Here is a 20915-nt window from a genome sequence, read left to right as displayed (position 1 = left end):
GACCGATGCGACGGATGGCGGCGACGACGCTGGCGATCGCGATTGCCATGTGGTCGCCCGCCTATTCCCAGCCAGTCATACGCGACGGCCAGCTGTCCGCGATGGCGCAGCGCCTGTTTCCGGCGCTGCACGGGCGGCTGGCAGGGGAGGCGCGTGACCGTCGCGTCGCGGCTTGCGCCGGGGCACCTGCGTGCGTCGTGGAGGCAGCGATCCTGCGCGACGACGAGCGGGAGGCCTTGGCCGCCCGCTCGCCCGACGGCGGTGACGATGTGCGACGGCAGGTCGACGGGCTGAACGAGATCCTGCGGGTATATGGGGTCGGCAAATTGCCGCGCTATCCGCTGATCGACGGGTCCGACTCGCCCTTCGGTAGCGATGCCTTTGCAGCCAAGGTTGCCGACGCGGTGGTCATGTCCATGGCGCAGCGTAGCGATCCGGCGCTAGGTGGCGATATCAGCCTGTCGCTCGCCCTCGCACTGCTCGACGTCAATGACAAGAATGCGGCGGTCGCATTCGAACCGCTCGATCAGCGATACAATGCTGCGGCGTTCAAACGCGCGCGAACGACGAATTGGGGACGGTACCGCTATAGCGCGATCTTGGTACTGGGCGTCGGGCCGGACGATCTGGAGACGCCGCTTAGCGCCAAAGGGAAGGTCAACGTTCGTGTCGCAGCGGAGCAACTTGCCGCAGGCATCGCACCCTTCCTGATCGTCAGTGGCAGCGCGGTGCATCCGCGCGACACACCGCATGTCGAGGCATTGGAGATGCGCCGCGCTCTGATCGAGCGCTTTGGCATTCCGGCCGATGCGATCGTGGTAGACCCCTATGCCCGGCATACGACGACGAACCTTCGCAACGCCACGCGCCGGTTGGTTGCGATGGGGGCACCGTTTGACCGGGACATGCTCGTGGTCAGCAATGCGTCCCATATCGACGCGGTCGCCAGCCCGGCCTTTGTCGAACGCAACCGCCGCGAACTCGGCTATCAGCCCGCCATTGCTGATGGCCGGATCGCCCCCACCGCTATCGCAATGAAACCGTTGCGCGAATCGTTGCGCGTCGATCCCGCAGACCCCCTGGATCCCTGAACGGGGGCGGCGCCAGCTACGGTCAAACGGATTATGCACCTTTTGCTCATCGGCAACGTAAATTCGCAAAGAAGGTCCATCCGGTCCGGGCAAGACTTATGAACGGATGTCCGGAGTTGGGTGGAGAAAGTGGCTCTGAATGACTGCTTGTGGGTCTTTTGTAACGTCTACCCAGCAGCGGCACCGGAGGTGAACCAGCGACAAACTCGTGTCCTGTATGACGACCTAATAGCGGTAGCGCAGCTCAGCTTGGCCGCCCGGCGGAAGCGTTGGCGACCAAGTGACGACTCCCTCAATACGGTCAACATCCTGGGCTTCCGCTTCGATCTGCTGCCCCGCAGCTCCGATCGGCACGTCGAGCCTTACCGCAAACGGGTTCGCGTTACTCACCGTCAGCATCGCCTCGCGGGAACCCGGAGCGGCGCGGGTCACCCGCAACGGGTCGTGCGGAGCTACCTTCGCTTGCGTCACCGTCACCTGGCTGCTCACACCGGCCGCGAGGCGGAAAATCTCACCGACGGTGCGATCCGTGATCGCCCCCAGTCCGAGCAAGAGTCGCTCGCCCGCCCGCTGAGCGTAAAGCGCGGTACTGCCCGCGGGCAGCGGCACGCCTAAGCCCTCCGTCTTTTCGTTCTTCAGCATCAGTATAATCGCGGTCGATGCGGCGTCGAGCTGCTGTCCTGGATAAACCGGTCGGCGATACCGCCGCTCGAAGGGCACCGATCCTTGGGCCAGCAGCGCCACCTGCTTCTGCGCGCGTGCCGCGACAGTGGTCGGCATCGGGATCCGGTAGAGCTTCAGGTCGCCAAGGTTCTCCGGCGGCGGCGGCGGCGGCGGAGGTGGTGGTGGCGGAGGCGCAGCAGGTGCCATCACGCGCATTGCCGTCACTACGATCTGATTGGCAGGCTCGATTGGATCGGCCGGCTCGAACTTGCTCGCACGCAAGTCGGATGTGGTCGTTCCGAGCGGGTAGCAGACCAGCCGCAGTGCGCTTGCCTCCTGCGGGATCGCCGACACGGCAACCCGGTTAAGCCGACCGGCGACCGCCTGCACCTCAGCTTGGGGAAACCCCTGGTCATTGCCGTTGGCCAGCGTCATCCAGGCAAACAGGTCGAGCGCGCGGCCATTGGGGGCGAGTGTGGCCACATAGCTCGCCCGCCAGTCGAACCCGGAGGCGAGATAGGTCAGCCGAACCGTGACGGTCGCCGCTGCCGGGCTGGCAGTGGTAACGCTCAGCACCGGCTTGCTGGACAGCCCGGCCGGCACGCCGACATACCCCAGTTGCTCGGGCAGGCCCGAGCAGCGCAGCGCCTCAATGCCCGCGGCCGTCTGCACGATCACTCCAGGCCGTGGGCCGGCGACGATCGTCGCCTCCTCACTGACCGCCCGGCCGGTTGCCTTGTCGGTGCGGGTCAGCGTGATCCTTCGGCCAAGCGTGCCGTCAACTAGCGACGCCGGCGAAAGCAGGCGCGCGTCGCGGTTCTTCTCAATCGTGCCTCCGGGCAACCCGTCGATTATCGCGCTAACCGGCACAATTCCCTCTGCCACGCCCTCGAACCGCAAAACCACGGCCCCACGCGGCAGCCGAATGCGTCGGGTCTCTGTCACAAGCGCGAACCCTTGCAGGAAGCGCAGGTTCATCGCGCCCCTGCCGTAGGGCGCACGATAGACGGTGAGCGAGACCCGGTCGGGCGTGACGGAGGTGACCGTGACCGGCTGGGCGTGCAGCGGCGTCGCGACGACCGCCATGGCCAGTACGGCCGCCGCAAGCAGCCGGCGCAGCATCAGTAGCGCGTGTCGAAGGTTGCGGTCACCACGGCACTGCCGTTGGCCGGCACCGGCACTTGCCAAGCGTAAGTTCCGGCGTTGCGGCGTTCGCCTTTGGCGCTGTCCTCGACAACGCGCACGTCGCCCCAATCGAGACCGCCCTGTATCAGCTCGACCGTCGCAGGCCGCGACCGCGCGTTGGTCAGCTTGTAGCGCACCGCCGTCCGCCAACGGTCGCTCTGCTTCACGCGCGAGACCGTGGTCGGCTGAATCTTGACGTCGAACGCGTCGCCCGTGGGTAGCGCAATCGTCGAGCCCTGGGGCGTGTGCTCGATGCGATTCTCGCCGACGAACTGCGGCTGGCCGCGCGCATCGCGGACGTAAACCCTTACCACGCCAGCAGGCAGTGCGTCGCCCATGCCCGCCGCGCCGGAGTTGCGGAAGCGCAGCACCGACTGAGCGCTGCGCGGCTCGTCCGAGCTACCGAGCCACGCATTCTCGAACCGGTAGCCTGAGCTTGCCGCCACGCCCTTGGCGTCCAGAAAGCTGACCTGCTTGGTTTGCTTGTCGGCGATCGTGGTGCGTTCGGTCAGCGGATAGAGGTAGAAGTCGCCCAGCTGCTCGCGCGCGGCGCTCTCGGTGCCCGGCGCGATCCGCGTCACCCGCCGCTGCCGAGGCCTGTAGTCGCCATTGTCGTCGTCGGTGCTGCCGACCTCGCCCGCGACCAACAGCGTTTTGGCGTTCGAGAAGGTCGTGCCGCTGGTATTTTTGAGCGTTACCCAGCCCTGCACGTCCACCGTTCCACTTTTGTCGTCGAACAGCGCGACATAATCCGCGCTCCAGCCGAGTCCCCGGCTGAGGTAGGAAAGCGTCGCCGGTCGCGTGCCCACGCGGCTGCTGGCGAGCGTTACCGACAGCGTTGGGCGCGCCCTAAGCGCATCCGGCACCTTGTCGAAGACCACGCGGACAGGCAGCCCGTCGTCGCGCAGCACCTCGACATGGCCGTTCACCTCGATGACCACGCCGCCGTTCACGGCCAGCACCTTGGCCCGGTCGCGGGTCTCGGCGCCTGTGGCGGGGTTGGTGCGGACCAGCGTGATCGTCTCGCCCACCGCCTTTTCCATCAAGCTCGACGGGCTGAGCAGGTCGTAGTCGAAGTTTTGCTCGACGATGGCGGCGTCGGGCACGACCAGCGACACGGTTTCCGGCCGGATCGCGGCACTGACGTCGGGGAAGTTCTGGCGCGCCTCGCCTTTCCCCAGCGGCAGCTGGCGCACGTCCTGCACCAGTGCCACGTCGTTGTTGTAGATGGTCACCGACACGTCGCCTTGCGCACTGCCCGCGGCGGGTGCGTCGGCGGGCGGGGGAAGCTGCTGAGCGGCGGCCGCCGTCGATCCCAGTAGCATTGCCAGACAGCCGGCTTGCCAAAAGTGCTTACCCACATCACCCTCCTCTGATTGGCATGACAATGGCGCGGTCGGGTCGGAGAGGCAACGCGGCATTGTCAGGGCACCTGTCGGGACAAGCTCGCCTCGTCGCAGGCTGACGCTGCCCGTTTGAGGAGGGGCGGAAACCCGCGCGGCTTCACAACACGTCACGTAAAAAGAGCCTGTTCAGGTAAACGCTGGCATTCTGACCGAAAGGCATAAGTTGGGAAGAAGAAAACACAATGCAGATGGCCGAAAGTGGGTGTGACGAAAGGGATGGGTGGCCGCTTGAGTTCAATTTCGGCCATTCCACTTTCGCCGGAACTTGGGCGCGGTCGTGACACCATCTAGGCGATGCGGCTCTAAGCTTCTGACCGATCCTTATATGAAGATGTCTAAGTGTCGATACGTCTCGTCGTCCGCCTCGAGATCCCCCTTCGACAGCCTAGCGATCGATCTGGTTGGGCGACAGCGGGGCTGCCGGATCAGATACAGGCCGATCTGGATCTTGGTGTGGCTCATATGCGATCACCCATTGAGGGTAGCCATCCGGCGACATGGTGATGTCGGCATGCCCTACCGGGTCGTTGCCGGTCTCGATCCATCCCGCTCCGTGGCAATAATCGCAGATCGCCCGTTTGCACCGGAAGCTGACCAGATCGATCTCGGTGTTCCATTGCCCGTATCCCCGACAGATCGGGCATTTTGCATCCAGGGTCCCGTTTCGCGGCCGAAGCGGGATGATGTCGAAAGCGTGGGGGCTGTTTGGTCCGTCGCAATAGACGATGTTGCTGGCATGGGCGATCGGTCTTCTCCTACACCCCGGCCGAACGAATTACCCGACTTGGGGTTGCGGCCGTCGTGACGGCGTGCATCGCGTTACGCAGTACCAGCATCATCGTCGTCGGGCTTCACCTCACCACCGTCTTTGCGGATGAAGCTGATCTTGCCCTGTGTCTCCAGGATAGCCCAGGCGACCTGATTCATGTGGGCGATGCCCGCTAGGCGCATCTCGGCTTCGACCTCTGCGCGCGTGATGCGGTCGCGGCGGAGATTGGCCTCGATCAGTTCGCCATCCCGAATGATGACCTGCGGTCGGCCGTCCAGCAGCGTCTCCAGCTTAGGCGAAAGATAGGTCGCCCAGCTCATTACCAGCGCCCAGAAGGCGAACGTGGCGATCGCCAGGATCGAACCGGTAAGGCTGAAGTCGTTATGCGTGACGCCTTGCTGGACCAGGTCGCCCATCACCACGATGACCACCAATTCGAATGGCGTCAGCTGGCCGATCTCGCGTTTTCCCAGCAGCCGCAGCAACAGGTAGAGCGCCGCGAATGTGACGGAGGCCCGCAGGACGATGTCCATTATGGCAGGACCGGGATGGTGACATGGGCCTTGGTCAGCGGGGCATCGTCGTCCAGAAGCGTGACGTTTCCTGCTATGCGCCCGATTAGTGGCGGATTTGTCTGGCCGTCGATTTTGACCTCCAACGTCTCCCCCGCCTTCAAGGGGCCGTACTCAAAGCGATACTGCCCGTCCTTGAAGCTCTCGTTGGCGGGGGCCGGCACCTGGCTGTTGATGGTCAGATCGCGCCATAGGGACGCGTCCACCCCGATTACTGGCTTGGCAATGGCTTGTCGGGCGGTGACCCGGATGCGGGTCTCGAAAAACAGGCCGCTGCGTAGCGGACGGGCAATCTTCAGCTCCAATGAAGCGGCGGGAGCAGAGACAGACGTCACGGGCGCAGGTGCACCGCCGAGCAGTCCAGTCGCCGCGACGGCCATAGCCGTGCCTAGCACGATGAACGCGAGCGGGCTGGCGTGCGCCCGCAGCCCTCGGACGGGTGCCACATGGCGCTCCTCAATGCCGTCGGGCAGGTCGGTGTCACCCATCTGCGTCACCGAGCCAATTTGTCTGGCAGACGCGTAGACACGACATCATTTGGCTCAGTCCTCGGGGCCATCCCATCATGAAGCATAAGGGCCTCATGGGTGAGCGAATGCAATAAACTCAGGTGAATAAGGTGCCGGTTGGGACGATCCCACGTCCTCGCCGTTTTGCTGGATGCGAGGCGACGACAGCGCCACTGCACGACGGATGACTGGCGTCGCGTCGTCATCGCTGATGCCACGCTGCCGTTTTGCGAAGCCACGCTCGGCCCATTGAACCGCTGAATCGATCGCTGCATTGCTCACGCGTTCAGCGATCAGGCCAATGGCGATCCCAGCCAGGACATCGCCAGCATAATGCGTTCCGCGCGGCACCTGTACGACGGACACGGACAGTGCCGCACCACGGGCAAGGACCGCATGGTCTGGATATGCTCGTGCGATCGCCTCGCCGACTGCGACGGCACCGGCGCTGTGCCCAGATGGGAACGAATTCTCCTCGTGGCGGTCGCTATCACCTTGACGCACCCGAGGATCGTCACCGTCTTTCGGACGCCTGCGGTTGATCACGGCTTTGATCCTGCTCTTGGCCCAGGTGGCAAGCGTGTGTGCCGCCAGCATCTTGAAGCCGGCCCTGGCAAGGTAAGCATCCCGTTGGGCAATACCAATCGCGATCGTGGCGGCGCAAATCATCCGCATCTGTGGCTGGTCACCGATCTCACTGGCGGCACCGATTAGGCGCACTGGCCAGCTATTGCGCTCATCATTCACCTGTGAGGTGATTTTATGGTCGGCCTGTTCGACAGCGGTAGGTTTGCGTTCTCCATCCATGGCCATTCAACAGATGGATCGATCCTTTGGCTCCGTCAGGCGATGTAGGAATATACTGTTCTATTGAATGCCTTCTGCCTATTCGGCCTGCTGCCCATGAACTTGTAAAATATGCCTATCCCCCTGCCAATCGTCACTCCGTCTCGGCCCAGAATTCCTTATTCCATGATGGGAAGAGGTTTTCGCTCGCGAGCGTTGTTTCTCGCTGCGGTGGACGTTCAAGTTGCATCGCCCGAGCGACGGTTGTTCCCAGTTTCCGCCGTTCAAGCGGAGACGCGTGGCCAGCATCTACCAATGAACAACCCTCTTAAGTTGGGGCGCTGTCAATCGTCTGCGAATGTCGGATACCGGGTCAGTCGTGACGGAAGGGCAGGGCGGCCGCATCCGCCCGAACCCGAACGCTCCGGCGGGCAATCTAACTTCCCGAAAGCAGCCATTCGTTCGGCGCGATCAACGCCCCGGATCGAACGGCAGAGGCCGGGGCGTGAACGCGGGCGGCGGATTGACGACGCTCCGCGCGACGACAGGCCCGCTCGGCAAGGCGGCACCCGCCGCGATACCGAGACACAACTGCATGCGCCGATCGATGGTTGTCTTGGCGTCATCGGATTGCCCCGGCGCCATAAAGCGCGAGCCCCGCAGCCGACGTCGCCAGCAAGGTTGTGATGACCCCCGCCCGCGTCATGAAGATCGCATAGGCGGCCCCGAGCGACAGGGCGAGAGCGGCCGGATCGATGCTGGTCAGCACCGGGGCGTCGAAGCGGAACGGCCCTGTCGCGATCATCATGGTTTCGCGAAACAGCGTGTGCAGTGCGAACCACAGCGCGAGGTTGAGGACGACGCCCACGACCGCTGCGGTGATGGCGGAGAGCGCGCCGGCAACTACCGCGTTGCCACGAAGTCGTTCGATAAAGGGCGCGCCGAGGAAGATCCACAGGAAGCACGGCACGAACGTCACCCAGGTCGCGAGGAGTCCGCCGAGCGTACCGGCCACGAGCGGCGACAGCCCGCCTGGATCGCGATAGGCGCCGAGGAAGCCGACGAATTGCAGGACTATGATGAGCGGCCCAGGCGTCGTCTCCGCCATGCCGAGGCCGTCCAGCATCTCCTTCGGCCCAAGCCAGCCATAATTCTCGACCGCCTGCTGCGCGACATAGGCGAGGACGGCATAGGCACCCCCGAACGTCACCATCGCCATCATCGAGAAGAAGGTCGCGATGCGACTGAAGACATCATCGGGACCGAGCACGATCAGCAGCGCCGCGACCGGCAGCAGCCAGAGCCCCAGCCAGATCAGCGCCGTACGCATCGTCTCTGCCCAGGTCGGCCGCGCATGGGCTGGCAGCTCCTCGCCGAGCAGCGTGTTGGCATCGGCCACGACCGCGCCATTGGACGCGCCGTGGCCTCCACCCCTGAAGGCCGTGCTACCCTGCCGGGTGGACCACCATCCGATAAGGCCCGCGCCCAGCACGATCAGCGGGAACGGCGCGCTGACGAAGAAGATCAGTACGAAAGCCGATGCGGCGAGCGCCCTTGCCGGGGTGGACTTGAGCGCGCGTCCGCCGATCCGAACCACCGCCTGAAGGACGATAGCCAGCACGGCGCACTTGAGGCCGAAAAACAGCGCCGAGACGATGCCGACACGACCATAGAGGACATAGACCCAGCTCAGCGCCATGATCGCGACCGCGCCGGGAATAACGAACAGCACGCCGGCGACGATGCCGCCCTTCGTGTGGTGCATCAGCCAGCCGATATAGGTCGCGAGCTGCTGCGCCTCTGGCCCGGGCAGCAACATGCAGTAGTTGAGGGCGTGCAAGAACCGCTGCTCACCGATCCAGCGTTTCTCGTCGACGAGGATGCGGTGCATCACTGCGATCTGTCCGGCCGGACCGCCGAATGAGAGCATCGAGATGCGCAGCCAGACCCAGAAGGCCTGGCCGAGTGTGACCGGCTCCGGGCGAGCCGGGATTGCGGCCTCCGCCATCACCGCCGTCATGCCGGCACCTTGCCGCGCGCCGGCTGATGCGAGGACCAGTTGTGCTTCTCGCCCTGCGCGTCGCGGCACCAGCGATAGAGCGCGTCGTACACCGCCATGCCGGCTTCGAGCTGGGCGTGATCGTCACTGTAGATGCGCGACAGGCCAAGCGAGATGGCAAGCAGTCCGGCAGCCTCAGGTACTAGATCGAGCCGATCGGTATCGGCACCCCGCACGATGGCGGCCAACCGAACCAGCGGTTTGTGCGTTTCCAGCCCGAACGCCTCGACCATCACGTCGAAGGTGCAGCGCTCGCCGCGATGGTTCCAGAACACGCCTTCGTCCGCGACGTCGAACGGTTCGGCCCGCTGCTGGGTCGCGACGGTCAGCACCTCGCCGGGCGCGACGAACAGGAAGCGAGCCTCCGGATCGACGAAGCGCCGGATCAGCCAAGGACAGGCGATACGATCGACCTTGGGCCGCGCGCGTGTAACCCACCAGGTCCGGCCATCCTCATGCCGTGGCGGCAGATGGCCGAGCGAAACGGTCGGTAGGGCGCTTGCGGTCCATGCGGCGAACCCGCCTTCCAGCACTTCGGCTGCCACCCGTTCGCTGCGCAGGATCGCCGCTGCGGAAGCTGCCGCATTACTACCATCTGCGTCGATGATGACGGCGGCCGATCCGGCACCATAACCCCATCGGATCGGATCGGAGTGGTCAGGGAACAGCGATCCCGGAATAGCTTTTTCCGGAGTATCGCGCAGGTCGATGATATGGGGGGCGCCGACCGATGCGACGAGGCGGGCCAACTTATCCGGTGTGATGGCGTTTGGAGCAGGCATGATGCGTCCCTTGCGTGGTCGTGCTGGACGCGATGCTCTAGCTGACGCCTCGTGGGGAGATCGCAATCCCCATGCACTTAATCAGCCATGCGAATGAAATGTTGTCAACCGACGATGTCCATCACGAAGGCGACGTAGACAAACCCCGCCCAGGTCGCGACGTAGAGCCTGCCCCGGCGAAGGCCGGGGTGAAGTCCGACACCCATCGCGATGGGTGATCGCGCTCGTGATCCAGCACCATCCGTACCGCCTGCTCGCTGACCTCCGGCGCAAACTTGTTCGTCGTCTTTCTCATACGGACTCCACCTTCTCAGGAGTTGGAGCCTCCGACAAACCCGGGGCGGTACACTGCCTCTTTTTATCAAAGGCCGGGTCCGGTCGGCACCTGGCTACAAGGTGGCATGGTCACGCCGCTTTCTCGCCAATCGACGCGCAGCCACGGCCCGTCTTTCGCGCGTTCTTAGACCCACCGCCGGACGGCACGCTCCGCGTCTGGGGACGGACATTCCCTCAGGTGCGAACAGCATCGCCAAAGGCCGCCGTAACGGCGGCCCGTCGCCCGCGTTTAGCCATGGAAGCGGCGACCTCGGGGGAAGTCGTTCCGGAGCACATTTCGGTGTGGCTGCTCTCTACCGGCGATCGGACGGGATCATGTAACCCATCCCGGCCATCGATCAGCAGGTCCAGCGCCCGGTTCAACAGCGCAAGATTGGATCGGCAGTCCGCAAATCCGCCTTCCTGTTCCCAGGGAATGAGCAAGGCGCCGGGGGGGATCGGCGGTCGAGCGTCATCCTGCACGGGTGGGGAGACGTCATTCGGGGCGATACGGGCAGGCCCGGCGATAAGGTGAAGGCTCGCGACCCTTTTGTTTTGACAAACGCGCGCAACCCTGATCGCATCGGCCATATTCCGGGCGTCGAGGTGAGCCAAGGCCCATGGCCGGACACCATCCAGCATCATGGCCATATCGGGCTGATGCTCCCCGTCGTGCGTTTCGCATGGGGCCACATAATGAGCGATGCCTCGTTTCCGGCACTGTTCCGACCACGTCTGGGCCAGCGTGTTATCCCGACTCCAGATCAGCAGAACCGGAACCGAATGTGCTTCGCTCAATGGCGGTGTTTTGATCGGATAGGGGATAGCGGGATAGACAAGCCGATCCGGACGCCGCCACCAGCCCGGGGCATGAGCGACCGGATGGCGTTCGGCGGCCGTCGGCAGCCCCTTCCATAAGGACGCCAGGGCGGTCGGACGGGGCACACCATCGGATATGTCGAATACCCCCGCTTCATAGGTACCGGGACGGGTCAGCAGGGTATCCCATCCCTGCGAGCCCAGCAGCGACCACGCTGTGACCGCCCTGATGTCGACGCCTTGCTGGCGAAGCGTCACGCATCCGTCCCACGCCTCCGCTGCCCAGCGCAGCTGCTCCTCGCGGGTGCAGCCATTATGCACTTCCGTTACCGCGATGGGCGTGCCGTAACGGTCCCAGGCTTCGCGAAGGGCTCCGGCCAGTCCGGGGGGCGGGGGATCGAGCACGCGTATCGCCTCGACATCGGCATAGGCGCGGCGCGCATTGCCGCCATGGGTGTGCGGCGGATAGCGTTGCAACCGATGGTCGAGAAAACGGTCGCTGGTCAGATAATGGTTTACACCGACGATGTCGGGCGGGCTGGGATCATCGGCGATGCGCCGCAGCCGGTCGGAAAACCCGAAGCTCGCAATCCGCGACCATAGCGGGTGATGGGGCGTGACACGCCCGAACAACAGGTCCCATCCGGCCCAGCGGCGTAAGTTATCGAACGCCGCCTGCTCGCCCAGGACGAGGGTCGCATAGGTGCGCCCCAAGTCATCGGTCTGGATCAGCCTCGCTGCCGGATTGATCCGACGGATGGCCCGCATCGCGGCCCTGGTGCCGTCGATCTGATTGAGCAGCGCCAGCCAGAAGGCGCCTTCGTCCCGTGCATGGGGATACCAATGGCCATAGAGCGCGGAGAACCGCGCCGTGGTCAGCGGTTCGTTGACCGGAGTCCAGTCGCCGATCCAGGAATAACGCTCGGCGACCTGTCGCGCATAGTCGCCCAGCCCGGCGGCGAACCCATCGTCGAGCAGATGGGTATGGGGCGGACCGCTGCCATGATGGACCAGTCCGGCAATGGGTCGGATACCCAGCTTGCGCAGCCGCCCAAGCCGTTCGTCGCTCCATGACCAATCGGGCGTCCGTCCGTCCGCCATCACGCGTTCCCACAAGACGGGGTAGCGGATCGCGCGCAGACCCAGCCCGGCGAATAGGTCGAGATCGGTCATACGGTCCTGATGGCCGCTCAGGCGGACCTGATCGCGATAGCCTGTGGCAGTGCGATTGACGGTGCATTCCACGCCACCCCAAAGTTCCAGGCTGTCCATCCCAGTCTCCCTTCGGCCCAACGGATCGGCGTTGGCGGCGTTCCGGGAAACTGACTGATTTGCATTTATATACAGTAGGTTATCCGGAACATGGCGGAGCGGCGGGATGTTTCTGTTTTGTAACAGAGACCTAGAAGGAGCTTCCGTGACCGCCCAGCTGTCGAGCGCCGCCCATGGCTCCAATAGCCTTTACCACCGTCGTCCGCGATCGACGCTGATCTGCTTTAGTCATCTTCGCTGGGCTTTCGTGTTTCAACGGCCACAGCATCTGATGACCCGCTTTGCCGCGACGCAGGATGTGTTGTTCTGGGAGGAGCCCGAATATCGGCCTGGCCCATCCGAACTACACCGGCGGACATGCCCGGAAAGCGGCGTGGTGGTGCTGACCCCGCAGCTGGACGAGGCCTTGCGAGGTCGGGAGGACGAGGTGCTGGCGGCCTTGCTCGACACCGAGCTGGAGGGTGTGACCGGCCCGGTTGTTCGCTGGTATTACACACCGATGATGCTGCCCTTTTCGGACCATGTTCCGGCGGCGTGTATCGTCTATGACTGCATGGACGAGCTGTCCGCCTTCAAGGGCGCGCCGCCACAGCTGCTGGAGCGGGAACAGCAGCTGATCGCGCGGGCCGATCTGGTCTTCACCGGCGGGACCAGCCTGTACGAGGCGAAGCGTAGCCGCCATTCCAACGTCCACGCCTTTCCCTCGAGCATCGATGTCGCGCATTTCGGCCGGGCGCGCTCGGGGGGCGAGGATCCGGCCGACCAGGCCTCGCTGCCGCATCCCCGGCTTGGTTTCGCCGGGGTCGTCGACGAGCGGATGGACCTGACACTGCTGGCGGCGCTGGCCGACGCCCATCCCCAATGGTCGCTGGTCATCATCGGCCCCGTCGTGAAGATCGACGAAGCCGATCTGCCACGCCGCGCCAATATCCATTATCTCGGCGGGCGGCCTTATTCGGCGCTGCCGGATTATATGGCGGGGTGGGACGTCGCCCTGATGCCCTTCGCGATCAACGAGGCGACGCGCTTCATCAGCCCGACCAAGACGCCGGAATATCTGGCGGCGGGGTGCCCGGTCGTCTCGACGCCGATCACCGATGTCGTTCGCCATTATGGTGCTCTGGCGGGCGTGGCCATCGCCGATACGCCCGCCGCCTTCGTGGCCGCGTGCGAAGCGGCGATGACCTTGCGGGCCGCTGGAAATGAGTGGCGCGACGCGGCGGATGCGCAGCTTTCACGCGGATCTTGGAGCAGCACGGCGCTGGAGATGACCGCGCTGATAGAGGCGGAGATCACGGGCCGCAACCGGCACGAACCCGTCGTGTCGCCCGTCACCTGGCCGCCGCTGCAGGACCGCTATGACGTGATGGTCGTCGGCGCGGGGTTCGCCGGGGCGGTGATGGCGGAGCGGCTGGCGTCCGATGCAGGCAAGCGCGTGCTGGTGGTCGACCGGCGGTCACATATCGCGGGTAATGCCTATGACCATTACGATGCCGCGGGCATCCTGGTCCATCGCTATGGTCCGCACATTTTCCACACCAATTCGGACGACGTGTTCGACTATCTGTCGCGCTTCACCGATTGGCGACCCTATGAGCATCGCGTGCTGGCCGATATCGACGGCACGCTGGTGCCCATGCCGATCAATCGCACGACGCTGAACACGCTATATGGTCTGGACCTTTCGAGCGATGCGGAGGTCGAGGCGTTTCTGGCGTCCCGCGCCGAGCCCATTGATCCGATCCGCACATCGGCCGATGTGGTGATATCGAAGGTCGGGCGCAAACTCTACGAGACGTTCTTCCAGGGCTATACCCGCAAGCAATGGGGTATGGACCCGTCGGAACTCGACAAGTCGGTCACCGCGCGGGTGCCGACCCGGACCTGTACCGACGATCGCTATTTCGGCGACCGTCATCAGGCGATGCCCGCGCAAGGCTTCACCCGCATGTTCGAGGCGATGCTCAGCCATCCCAATATCGACCTGCTGCTGGGGGTCGACTATGCCGATGTTCGTGTTGCCTATCCCCACGACCATCTGGTCTTCACCGGGCCGATCGACGAATATTTCGGCTATCGTTACGGCCGCTTGCCTTATCGCTCACTTCGGTTCGAACATCGGACGCTGAACGAGGAACGGCATCAGCCCGTTGCCGTCGTCAACTATCCCGACGAGGCCGTTCCCTATACGCGGATTACCGAATACAAGCATCTGACCGGCCAGATCGCGCCGCAGACCAGCGTGACCTATGAATATCCCAGCGCGACGGGCGATCCCTATTACCCGATCCCGCGCGACGAGAACCAGGCGTTGTACAAACGCTATGAGGCGCTGGCCCTGGCCGAGCCGCATGTCAGTTTCGTCGGGCGCCTGGCAACCTATCGTTACTACAACATGGACCAAGTCGTCGGGCAGGCGCTGGCAACCTATCGCCGGTTGAAGCCGATGCTTCGGGGAGCGGAGATAACGGGTTTGGCCGCCCTGGCTGGAGGACGCAGCGCCGCATGACCCACGGGGAAGGGGGCGGGGCGGCCAGGCCGGTCCTCCTGCTGGCGGCCCAGATCAACTTCGCCGTCGATTATGTCGCGAGCGTGCTGAAGGAACGACATATTCCGGTGATCGGCCCCTTGGACGAGCTGTCGCAGGGGATCCGGGTCCTGTTGACGGAGGATCTCCGGGGCGCGGTCATCATGGGAGCCTTTCGAGCGGAGGATCGCGAGCGGCTGGCCGAAATTCTAGCGCGCCAAGCACTGCCCTATCTGACGGTCAGGAGCGACGTGCAGGCCAAACAGGACGAAGATGGCGCCGCGCTGTTCCCACCATTTGGCGCCTTTCAGGTGGCGGACTGGATCGCGGCGCTGGCGTGATCGGCACGGCAAGGCCGATGGATGTTGCGAATATCCTGACGGGTTTGACGGACGACGGAGCGTGAACGGTCCGGCTAGAGTAGGGCAACGGCTTTCACGATATTGCTGAGCGGAACTGGCTTTTGCAGTCGGACGACCTCGGCAAGGTCAGCCGGGACCGCATCTGGATCGTATCCCGTCAGGAAGATGAACGGTACGCCGCGTTCCTTGAGCGCGTGCGCGATCGCAAAGCGTGGTCCGCCGCCGCCCAGATTGAGGTCCAGAACGGCATGGGTCGGCATTGCCGTCTTCAGCAGATCGAGCGTCGCTTCTTCGTTCGGGCAGGGACCAAGCACCGTCGCGCCAGCGCCGCGCAGCGCAGCAGCGGTGTCTCCCGCGATGTAATAGTCGTCCTCGACGACGAGCACATTGCAGCCCGTCAGATCCGGCGCTCCGGTCATATCCAGCGTTCCTCCAAATACAGCCGTTGGTGTCGGAGCGTCCGTCTCCAAGATACTTTCACCTTCTTTCAGCGGAAATTCCAGGCGGCAGCATGCACCGCCCGGCTCGATGCCGAGTCGGCCCGTCCCGCCCAGTTCGTAAGGTATTCTGCCTTCGATCAGGTCGCTGCCGAACCCGCGCCTGGTCACTGGCCCGCGAGCGGGAGCACCGGCCTCGGCCCAGTCGATCGCCAGCCACGTGCGGCCGCGCTTCTCGAACGGCGCCCATTCCACCCGCAAGCGGCCTTCCGGGACGGAAAGCGCACCATATTTCAGAGCATTAGTCGACAGCTCGTGGAGCGCGAGCGTCAGCACCTCGACCGCCTTGGGCGACAGCTGCACATCCGGTCCGACCAGTTCATATTGGCCGCCGCCGCTCGCCTGGGCGCTGACTTCGCTTTCGACGATATCCCGCAAAGAGCCGCCAGTGTTTACCTGCCGGGTGAGCAGCGCCTGCACGCGGGCGAGTGCGAGAAGTCGTCCTTCAAGCAGGTTTCCATACTCGTTCACGTCCGCCGCGCCGTCGGCTGACCGTCGCGTCATGGAGCGGATCATCGCCATGATGTTCCGCACCCTGTGCTGAAGCTCGAGTAGAAGCACGCCCTGATGATCCACGGCGAGTTTGGCCTCGGTAACGTCCTCGGCAATCCCGCCGATCCGCTGGAACTGGCCCGTGGCGTCCTCCAGTGGGAAATCGGTGTTCCTGATCCATCGAAAGGCGCCGTCGGAGGACCGCTTGATGCGAAATTCGTGGACGACCGTCTGCCCCGTGCGCGCCGCCTCCAAACAGGCAACAGCTTCATCGCGATCATCAGGGACCACCATGACTGCCCAGCGCTTCACATCCCCCAGCAGTGCATCGGGTTGGACGCCATAGATGGCGGCGATGGCAGGGCTGGCGAATTCCATGTCCAGGCTGTTCGCTTCTCGAATCCAGAGACCGGCTGCAGACGCGTCGGCGAATTGTCGGAACCGCTCCTCGCTGTTGCGAAGCGCCCCTTCACCGCGCACGCGCTCGGCGGCTTCCCATGCGCGTTCGGCGGCTTCCTCAACCAGGGCGATCTCGGCGGACGTCCAGCGGCGTGGAACCTTGCTCGTGACGCCCAGCGCAAAGATCGGAGCACCGTCACGGCGCAAGGGCCGCGATAGAAGCGCGGCGACACCCATCGATTTCAGCGCAGTCTTATCCGCTTCGGATAGGGTCGGGTCGTTGGCGGTATCGTCGTAAACTAGAGTTTTCTCGAAAGTCTGGCGGCCTGCTTCAGGAAAGTCGGTAAAGCGAAGCGTGGCCGGTAGCGGCGCCATGTCGGGCGCGCGGACCTCACAGAGGACATTGGTCAAGTCGGCCGTCGGGTTGTGCCTGGTCGCATAGCACCTGTCGGCTAGCAGTTCCTCGGCAAGCAGTTGAACAGCGCGCTTGATGAGTGCCTGTTCGTCCGACTCCGACCGTATCGCGTCGGTGAAGCGCAGCAAGAAGGCCTGGCGCTGTTCGCTCTGCCGCAGGACTATCTCGACACGCTTGCGGTCCGTGATGTCACTATAGAGCACCGCAAAGCGATCGCCGCCGCGCGGGAATACGTTTATGCGCAGCCACCGATCGACATGCTCGAAATAATGTTCCTCGAGTACAGACTGGCCGCTGTCGACCACCTGAGCGTAAGTTTCCACATACCAGGGATCACGCCCGGGAAACGCCTCTGTGGCACGCCGGCCGCGGAGCGTCTCCGGAGCCATGCCGGTGTGGTGCACGATCGAGGGGTTCAGATCGATGTAGCGAAAGTCCACTGGATGGCCCGCATCGTCCCGTACAAGTTCGCAAACGGCAAATCCTTCGTCCATTTCCTCGAACAGTGTCCGAAATTTCTGCTCGCTTTCGCGCAGTGCCGATCGTTCGACTGCGGCTTCGTCGAGGGCGGAGGTGATTTGGAACGCGGCCGCGGCGAACCGCGCGAGGCTCTGTAAGATGCGCGCATCTTCTGCATCGAACCGTCCGTCTGGGGTATGCTTGATGGCCCAGAGGGTGCCGACTGCCCTGCCCTCTGCGTGCCAGGGCGTGAGAAGATTTTCATAGATACGTGGCTCGACACCCCGGAGACTCGGAAAGAACCGCTCGGCCTTGTCGAACAGCAGTACGCAGTTGCGTTCCATCACCGTTCCGCAGGGGCTCGCCTCCGCGGGCATCGTCCCATGAAGATTCGGCGCAAACACGCCCGCGGCGGCGCACCAGCGGAGGACTCCGCCTGCTCCTTCAGGCTCTAATATGCTGATGCCCGCCGAGTCGGCATGGCACAGCTCCATGACGAGTTCGGCACACTTCTGCAGCACTCCGCGTGGGTGAGCCGCCATTTCCTGGGCCAAAAGCCCCAGCGCTCCGTTCTCGCGTTCATAGTCTGGCGGCCGGGAAGGCCGGTTCGCCAGTTCGGCCGTGATCAGGACATCATCGACCTTTGGGACGGGGCCGGGATTGGCAGTGCTCGTCATTCTAGTCTCATAGAGCACCATCGAACCTTGGCTGCTCCAAAGATCAAGAACCTAAGTGAGGAAATGGGCATTTCTCTGCAATGGCTTAAACTATGCTAGGCCGGCCGGGGGGGCTCCTGTCGGCCTGCCTCTCCGTGCCGCCGCAAGCCGCGAGGCTCTGATGTCTCCCATATAATCTGTTCCAAGCGACCAGCCCCAGCCGACCCCAATAGTTCGCAGCTGCGGTTGCGGCCCACGCCATCGTCACAGCGCCACGGCCGCTGCTGGTGCAGCGTGGAGCCGTTCGATGTCGGCACGTGGAGGCGCACCGAATAGTCGCCTATATTCTCGGCTGAATTGTGATGGGCTCTCATAGCCGACGGCAAAGCCTGCCGTGCTCGCCGTGGCACCCTCCGTCAGCATCAGGCGTCTGGCCTCCTGCAATCGCAGCTGCTTTTGATATTCCAGCGGCGTCATGCGGGTGATCGCCTTGAAGTGTGCGTGGAGCGAGGAGGCGCTCATCCCGGCCTCGGCTGCGACGTCGTCGATGCGGATTGGCGCATCGAAACGCCGGCGGATGGCGGCGATCGCGCGGCTCACCTGATTGAGATGGCTGCCAGCGGTTGCGACGTGACGAAGCATCGGACCGTGCGGCCCGGTGAGCAGACGATAGAGGATTTCGCGCTCGATCAGCGGCGCCAGCGCGCGGATCGTGTCGGGTCGGTCGAGCAGCCCGACCAGCCGGCATGCCGCGCCGATCAGGTCGGGATCGCCGGGGTAGACGCCGAGCACCGGCAGAGCCGTACGGGCCACCCCGCCGCCCTCGCTCGCCATGAGATCGGCCAGCATCGCGGCATCGAGATCGATCTTGCAGCAGAGATAGGGTCGCTCAGGACTCGCATCGAGCACATGACCGACCAGCGGCAAATCGACCGAGACCAAAAGGTAATGAGCCGCATCATAGACCACGCTGTGCTCGCCGATCGACACCCGTTTTGACCCCTGGGCTATTATGCAAAGGGAGGCCTCGTAGACGGCAGGCGTGGGGGTGCTCGGTGCGTCGGCCCGGATCAGCGACACACGCGGCATCGCCGTGCTGCAAATGCCTGTACCCACGACGTGTCGATCGATGAGGGTGGAGAGTTCCGCGATCCGGTTCATGCCGACGATCCTTCCCCACTCGCGCGCTACGGGCAAGCGCCCGGCATCGATTCTGGAGGATCGTGCAAGCCATTAGGGCGATCGCTCTACCGCCCGACATGGGCGATGGCCCATCTGTTACCCGTCACCACAACGGAAAGGCTGCATCATGGCAGGAAATATCGACAAAGTCGTCCTCATCACCGGCGCGTCGAGCGGGATCGGTGAGGCAACGGCGCGCGAACTGGCTGCGACCGGCGCCCGGCTGTTCATCGGCGCGCGTCGCGGAGAGCGCCTGAAGGCACTGGCGGAGGAACTGGGCGAGACCGTCGCCTGGCGCGAACTCGACGTTACCGACGGCGCCGATTTCGACGCGTTCGTCGAGGCTGCTGAAGCACGCTTCGGTCGCGTCGACGTGCTGGTCAACAATGCGGGTGTGATGCCGCTTTCGCCGCTCGCTGCGCTGAAGCGCGAGGAATGGAAGCGGATGGTCGACGTCAACATCCACGGCGTCCTCAACGGCATCGCCGCCGTGTTGCCCCGGTTCGTGGCGCAGAAGAGCGGCCATATCGTCAACGTCGCCTCGGTCGCCGCGCACATGGTGATGCCGACCGCTGCGGTTTATTGCGCCACCAAACATGCCGTACGCGCGATTACCGAGGGGCTGCGGCAGGAGCATGACGAGGTCCGCTCGACGTTGATCTCGCCCGGCGTGGTCGCCACGGAACTTGGCCATGACATCACCGATCCTGAGATTGCGGCGGCACTGACCGGATGGCGGAAGAAGGCGCTGACGCCGGATGCGATCGCGAGAGCCGTTCGCTATGCCATTGAGCAGCCGGAAGGTGTCGACATCAATGAGGTGATTGTTCGCCCGACCGCAGCAGACATGTGAGTGCTTGGGCGTGCCGGTGCCGTAGCGGGCACGCCCAACCGACGGGTTCGTCCCCATGGACCAAGTATCGGACGGCTAGGAGCGGATTAGCAACGACCGGGGGTGGGTCGATGAGACCTCCCTTCGTTCGTCGAAGAGAGTGCGTTGCGTAATTCTGTGGGGGCAGGCCGATGCCGATCACCCATTCCGGTACAATACGGGCATGTTGGCGTGTGTTCCCGGTCGCTGAAGCGATTGTCGTTTTGTCGAAACACCAAAGTTGCGTATGGATGTAGTAGCCATCTGACGGTTGGTGCCAAAAACCGCACTTCGCATCGCCGAGAGGGCTCGATTGCGATCGCCCGCCAGGTGGACGTTCGTTTTTTGCGTTATAGCGACAGGTGACAACCGTATGGCTCTATCACCCGATTATTACGCCGTTCTCGGGGTGCCCTCAACGGCAAGTCGCGACGCTATACACTCCGCGTGGAAGGCACTGCTTCGTCAATATCACCCCGATGCCAATCATGGTGTGGACGTTTCTGCTCGCGCCAAGGAAATCAATGAGGCGTATGCCGTTTTAGGCAAGAAGGAAGCCCGGGCTGCCTATGATCGTTTGCAGTCCAGGCCGTCCGCCCATCAGGCTGCCGCGGATCGCCCGCTTCACCCAAGGAAAGCGGGCAGGCGGCCTATGCGCCCTAACCCGTCAATGCCGCCCAGCGGTAGCTTCTCGCAGCCGCTAGATACCAACGACTGGCTGATCGGCCTGCTACTGCACAGCGACATCGCAGTTGAAGGGTCAGCGACATCGTAGATGACGTGTGGGGGGAAGCGGAGGCCGGGCGTAGCCCGGACGTAGCTTCCCC

At 63.9% G+C, this 20915-nt stretch carries 16 protein-coding genes; 5 read left to right on the top strand and 11 right to left on the bottom strand.

Annotated features, from left to right (window positions below):
* The first annotated feature begins 5 nt into the window (after positions 1-5).
* The gene (locus GGQ89_RS17830) at positions 6-1091 is read left to right on the top strand and encodes a YdcF family protein (RefSeq protein ID WP_240456289.1); all 1086 of its coding nucleotides are present in this window, start codon (positions 6-8) and stop codon (positions 1089-1091) included.
* A gap of 225 nt (positions 1092-1316) precedes the next feature.
* Here GGQ89_RS17830 and GGQ89_RS17825 read toward each other — a convergent pair whose 3' ends face one another.
* The 9 genes from GGQ89_RS17825 to GGQ89_RS17790 form a co-directional block, all read right to left on the bottom strand.
* Positions 1317-2876, bottom strand: coding sequence for a DUF4139 domain-containing protein (locus tag GGQ89_RS17825; protein WP_240456288.1), 1560 nt, complete (start codon positions 2874-2876; stop codon positions 1317-1319).
* The gene (locus GGQ89_RS17820; RefSeq protein ID WP_240456292.1) at positions 2876-4264 is read right to left on the bottom strand and encodes a DUF4139 domain-containing protein; all 1389 of its coding nucleotides are present in this window, start codon (positions 4262-4264) and stop codon (positions 2876-2878) included. The genes GGQ89_RS17825 and GGQ89_RS17820 overlap by 1 nt, the downstream gene beginning before the upstream one ends.
* A 900-nt stretch (positions 4265-5164) precedes the next feature.
* Positions 5165-5647: a DUF421 domain-containing protein gene (locus GGQ89_RS17815; RefSeq protein ID WP_056435158.1), complete on the bottom strand. Its 483-nt coding sequence runs from the start codon at positions 5645-5647 to the stop codon at positions 5165-5167.
* Positions 5647-6183, bottom strand: coding sequence for a hypothetical protein (locus tag GGQ89_RS17810; RefSeq protein WP_221239018.1), 537 nt, complete (start codon positions 6181-6183; stop codon positions 5647-5649). The genes GGQ89_RS17815 and GGQ89_RS17810 overlap by 1 nt, the downstream gene beginning before the upstream one ends.
* Before the next feature lie 84 nt (positions 6184-6267).
* Positions 6268-7008: a phosphatase PAP2 family protein gene (locus tag GGQ89_RS17805; RefSeq protein WP_184106667.1), complete on the bottom strand. Its 741-nt coding sequence runs from the start codon at positions 7006-7008 to the stop codon at positions 6268-6270.
* A 444-nt stretch (positions 7009-7452) separates the two neighbouring features.
* The gene (locus GGQ89_RS20305) at positions 7453-7578 is read right to left on the bottom strand and encodes a hypothetical protein (protein ID WP_276208890.1); all 126 of its coding nucleotides are present in this window, start codon (positions 7576-7578) and stop codon (positions 7453-7455) included.
* 25 nt (positions 7579-7603) lie between these two features.
* Complete coding sequence (gene chrA, locus GGQ89_RS17800) at positions 7604-9001, bottom strand: chromate efflux transporter (protein ID WP_184106666.1); 1398 nt, start codon at positions 8999-9001, stop codon at positions 7604-7606.
* Positions 8998-9822, bottom strand: a complete 825-nt coding sequence (locus GGQ89_RS17795) for a chromate resistance protein ChrB domain-containing protein (protein WP_184106665.1) — start codon at positions 9820-9822, stop codon at positions 8998-9000. Before GGQ89_RS17795 ends, chrA begins: the two co-directional genes overlap by 4 nt.
* Positions 9823-10332: 510 nt before the next feature.
* Complete coding sequence (locus GGQ89_RS17790) at positions 10333-12228, bottom strand: glycoside hydrolase family 1 protein (RefSeq protein WP_184106664.1); 1896 nt, start codon at positions 12226-12228, stop codon at positions 10333-10335.
* A 145-nt stretch (positions 12229-12373) separates the two neighbouring features.
* Between GGQ89_RS17790 and glf the strand changes: the two genes are divergently transcribed.
* Both glf and GGQ89_RS17780 read left to right on the top strand, forming a co-directional pair.
* Positions 12374-14737 carry a UDP-galactopyranose mutase gene (glf, locus tag GGQ89_RS17785; protein WP_338112263.1) on the top strand — a complete coding sequence of 788 codons (2364 nt, stop codon included), beginning with the start codon at positions 12374-12376 and terminating at the stop codon, positions 14735-14737.
* Positions 14734-15096 (top strand): hypothetical protein, encoded by a 363-nt coding sequence (locus GGQ89_RS17780; RefSeq protein WP_184106663.1) that lies wholly within the window; start codon positions 14734-14736, stop codon positions 15094-15096. The genes glf and GGQ89_RS17780 overlap by 4 nt, the downstream gene beginning before the upstream one ends.
* A gap of 74 nt (positions 15097-15170) precedes the next feature.
* On the opposite strand, the gene GGQ89_RS17775 is transcribed toward GGQ89_RS17780, so the two are convergent.
* Positions 15171-18056 (bottom strand): GAF domain-containing protein, encoded by a 2886-nt coding sequence (locus GGQ89_RS17775; protein ID WP_184106662.1) that lies wholly within the window; start codon positions 18054-18056, stop codon positions 15171-15173.
* Between the two features lie 243 nt (positions 18057-18299).
* Positions 18300-19196 (bottom strand): AraC family transcriptional regulator, encoded by an 897-nt coding sequence (locus tag GGQ89_RS17770; RefSeq protein WP_184106661.1) that lies wholly within the window; start codon positions 19194-19196, stop codon positions 18300-18302.
* A gap of 148 nt (positions 19197-19344) precedes the next feature.
* On the opposite strand from GGQ89_RS17770, the gene GGQ89_RS17765 reads away from it, so the two are divergent.
* Positions 19345-20070, top strand: coding sequence for an SDR family oxidoreductase (locus tag GGQ89_RS17765; protein ID WP_184106660.1), 726 nt, complete (start codon positions 19345-19347; stop codon positions 20068-20070).
* A gap of 391 nt (positions 20071-20461) precedes the next feature.
* Entirely contained in the window at positions 20462-20863 is a 402-nt protein-coding gene (locus tag GGQ89_RS20385; RefSeq protein ID WP_184106659.1) for a J domain-containing protein, read from the top strand.
* Positions 20864-20915: the final 52 nt, after the last annotated feature.

Origin of the sequence: Sphingomonas yabuuchiae (assembly GCF_014199595.1) — a bacterium.
GTDB lineage: Bacteria > Pseudomonadota > Alphaproteobacteria > Sphingomonadales > Sphingomonadaceae > Sphingomonas > Sphingomonas yabuuchiae.
Note: the sequence above shows the minus strand (reverse complement) of the source record. Positions and strands in the feature narration are given on the sequence as shown.

What these genes read in the sequence shown, in the direction of transcription:
- GGQ89_RS17825 (WP_240456288.1), bottom strand. Translation starts at nt 2,876, where the DNA reads ATGCTGCGCCGGCTGCTTGCGGCGGCCGTACTGGCCATGGCGGTCGTC.
- GGQ89_RS20305 (WP_276208890.1), bottom strand. Translation starts at nt 7,578, where the DNA reads ATGCAGTTGTGTCTCGGTATCGCGGCGGGTGCCGCCTTGCCGAGCGGG.
- GGQ89_RS17775 (WP_184106662.1), bottom strand. Translation starts at nt 18,056, where the DNA reads ATGACGAGCACTGCCAATCCCGGCCCCGTCCCAAAGGTCGATGATGTC.
- GGQ89_RS17770 (WP_184106661.1), bottom strand. Translation starts at nt 19,196, where the DNA reads ATGAACCGGATCGCGGAACTCTCCACCCTCATCGATCGACACGTCGTG.
- GGQ89_RS17765 (WP_184106660.1), top strand. Translation starts at nt 19,345, where the DNA reads ATGGCAGGAAATATCGACAAAGTCGTCCTCATCACCGGCGCGTCGAGC.
- GGQ89_RS17815 (WP_056435158.1), bottom strand. Translation starts at nt 5,647, where the DNA reads ATGGACATCGTCCTGCGGGCCTCCGTCACATTCGCGGCGCTCTACCTG.
- GGQ89_RS17790 (WP_184106664.1), bottom strand. Translation starts at nt 12,228, where the DNA reads ATGGACAGCCTGGAACTTTGGGGTGGCGTGGAATGCACCGTCAATCGC.
- GGQ89_RS17780 (WP_184106663.1), top strand. Translation starts at nt 14,734, where the DNA reads ATGACCCACGGGGAAGGGGGCGGGGCGGCCAGGCCGGTCCTCCTGCTG.
- GGQ89_RS20385 (WP_184106659.1), top strand. Translation starts at nt 20,462, where the DNA reads ATGGCTCTATCACCCGATTATTACGCCGTTCTCGGGGTGCCCTCAACG.
- GGQ89_RS17830 (WP_240456289.1), top strand. Translation starts at nt 6, where the DNA reads ATGCGACGGATGGCGGCGACGACGCTGGCGATCGCGATTGCCATGTGG.
- GGQ89_RS17805 (WP_184106667.1), bottom strand. Translation starts at nt 7,008, where the DNA reads ATGGCCATGGATGGAGAACGCAAACCTACCGCTGTCGAACAGGCCGAC.
- GGQ89_RS17795 (WP_184106665.1), bottom strand. Translation starts at nt 9,822, where the DNA reads ATGCCTGCTCCAAACGCCATCACACCGGATAAGTTGGCCCGCCTCGTC.
- chrA (WP_184106666.1), bottom strand. Translation starts at nt 9,001, where the DNA reads ATGACGGCGGTGATGGCGGAGGCCGCAATCCCGGCTCGCCCGGAGCCG.
- GGQ89_RS17820 (WP_240456292.1), bottom strand. Translation starts at nt 4,264, where the DNA reads ATGCTACTGGGATCGACGGCGGCCGCCGCTCAGCAGCTTCCCCCGCCC.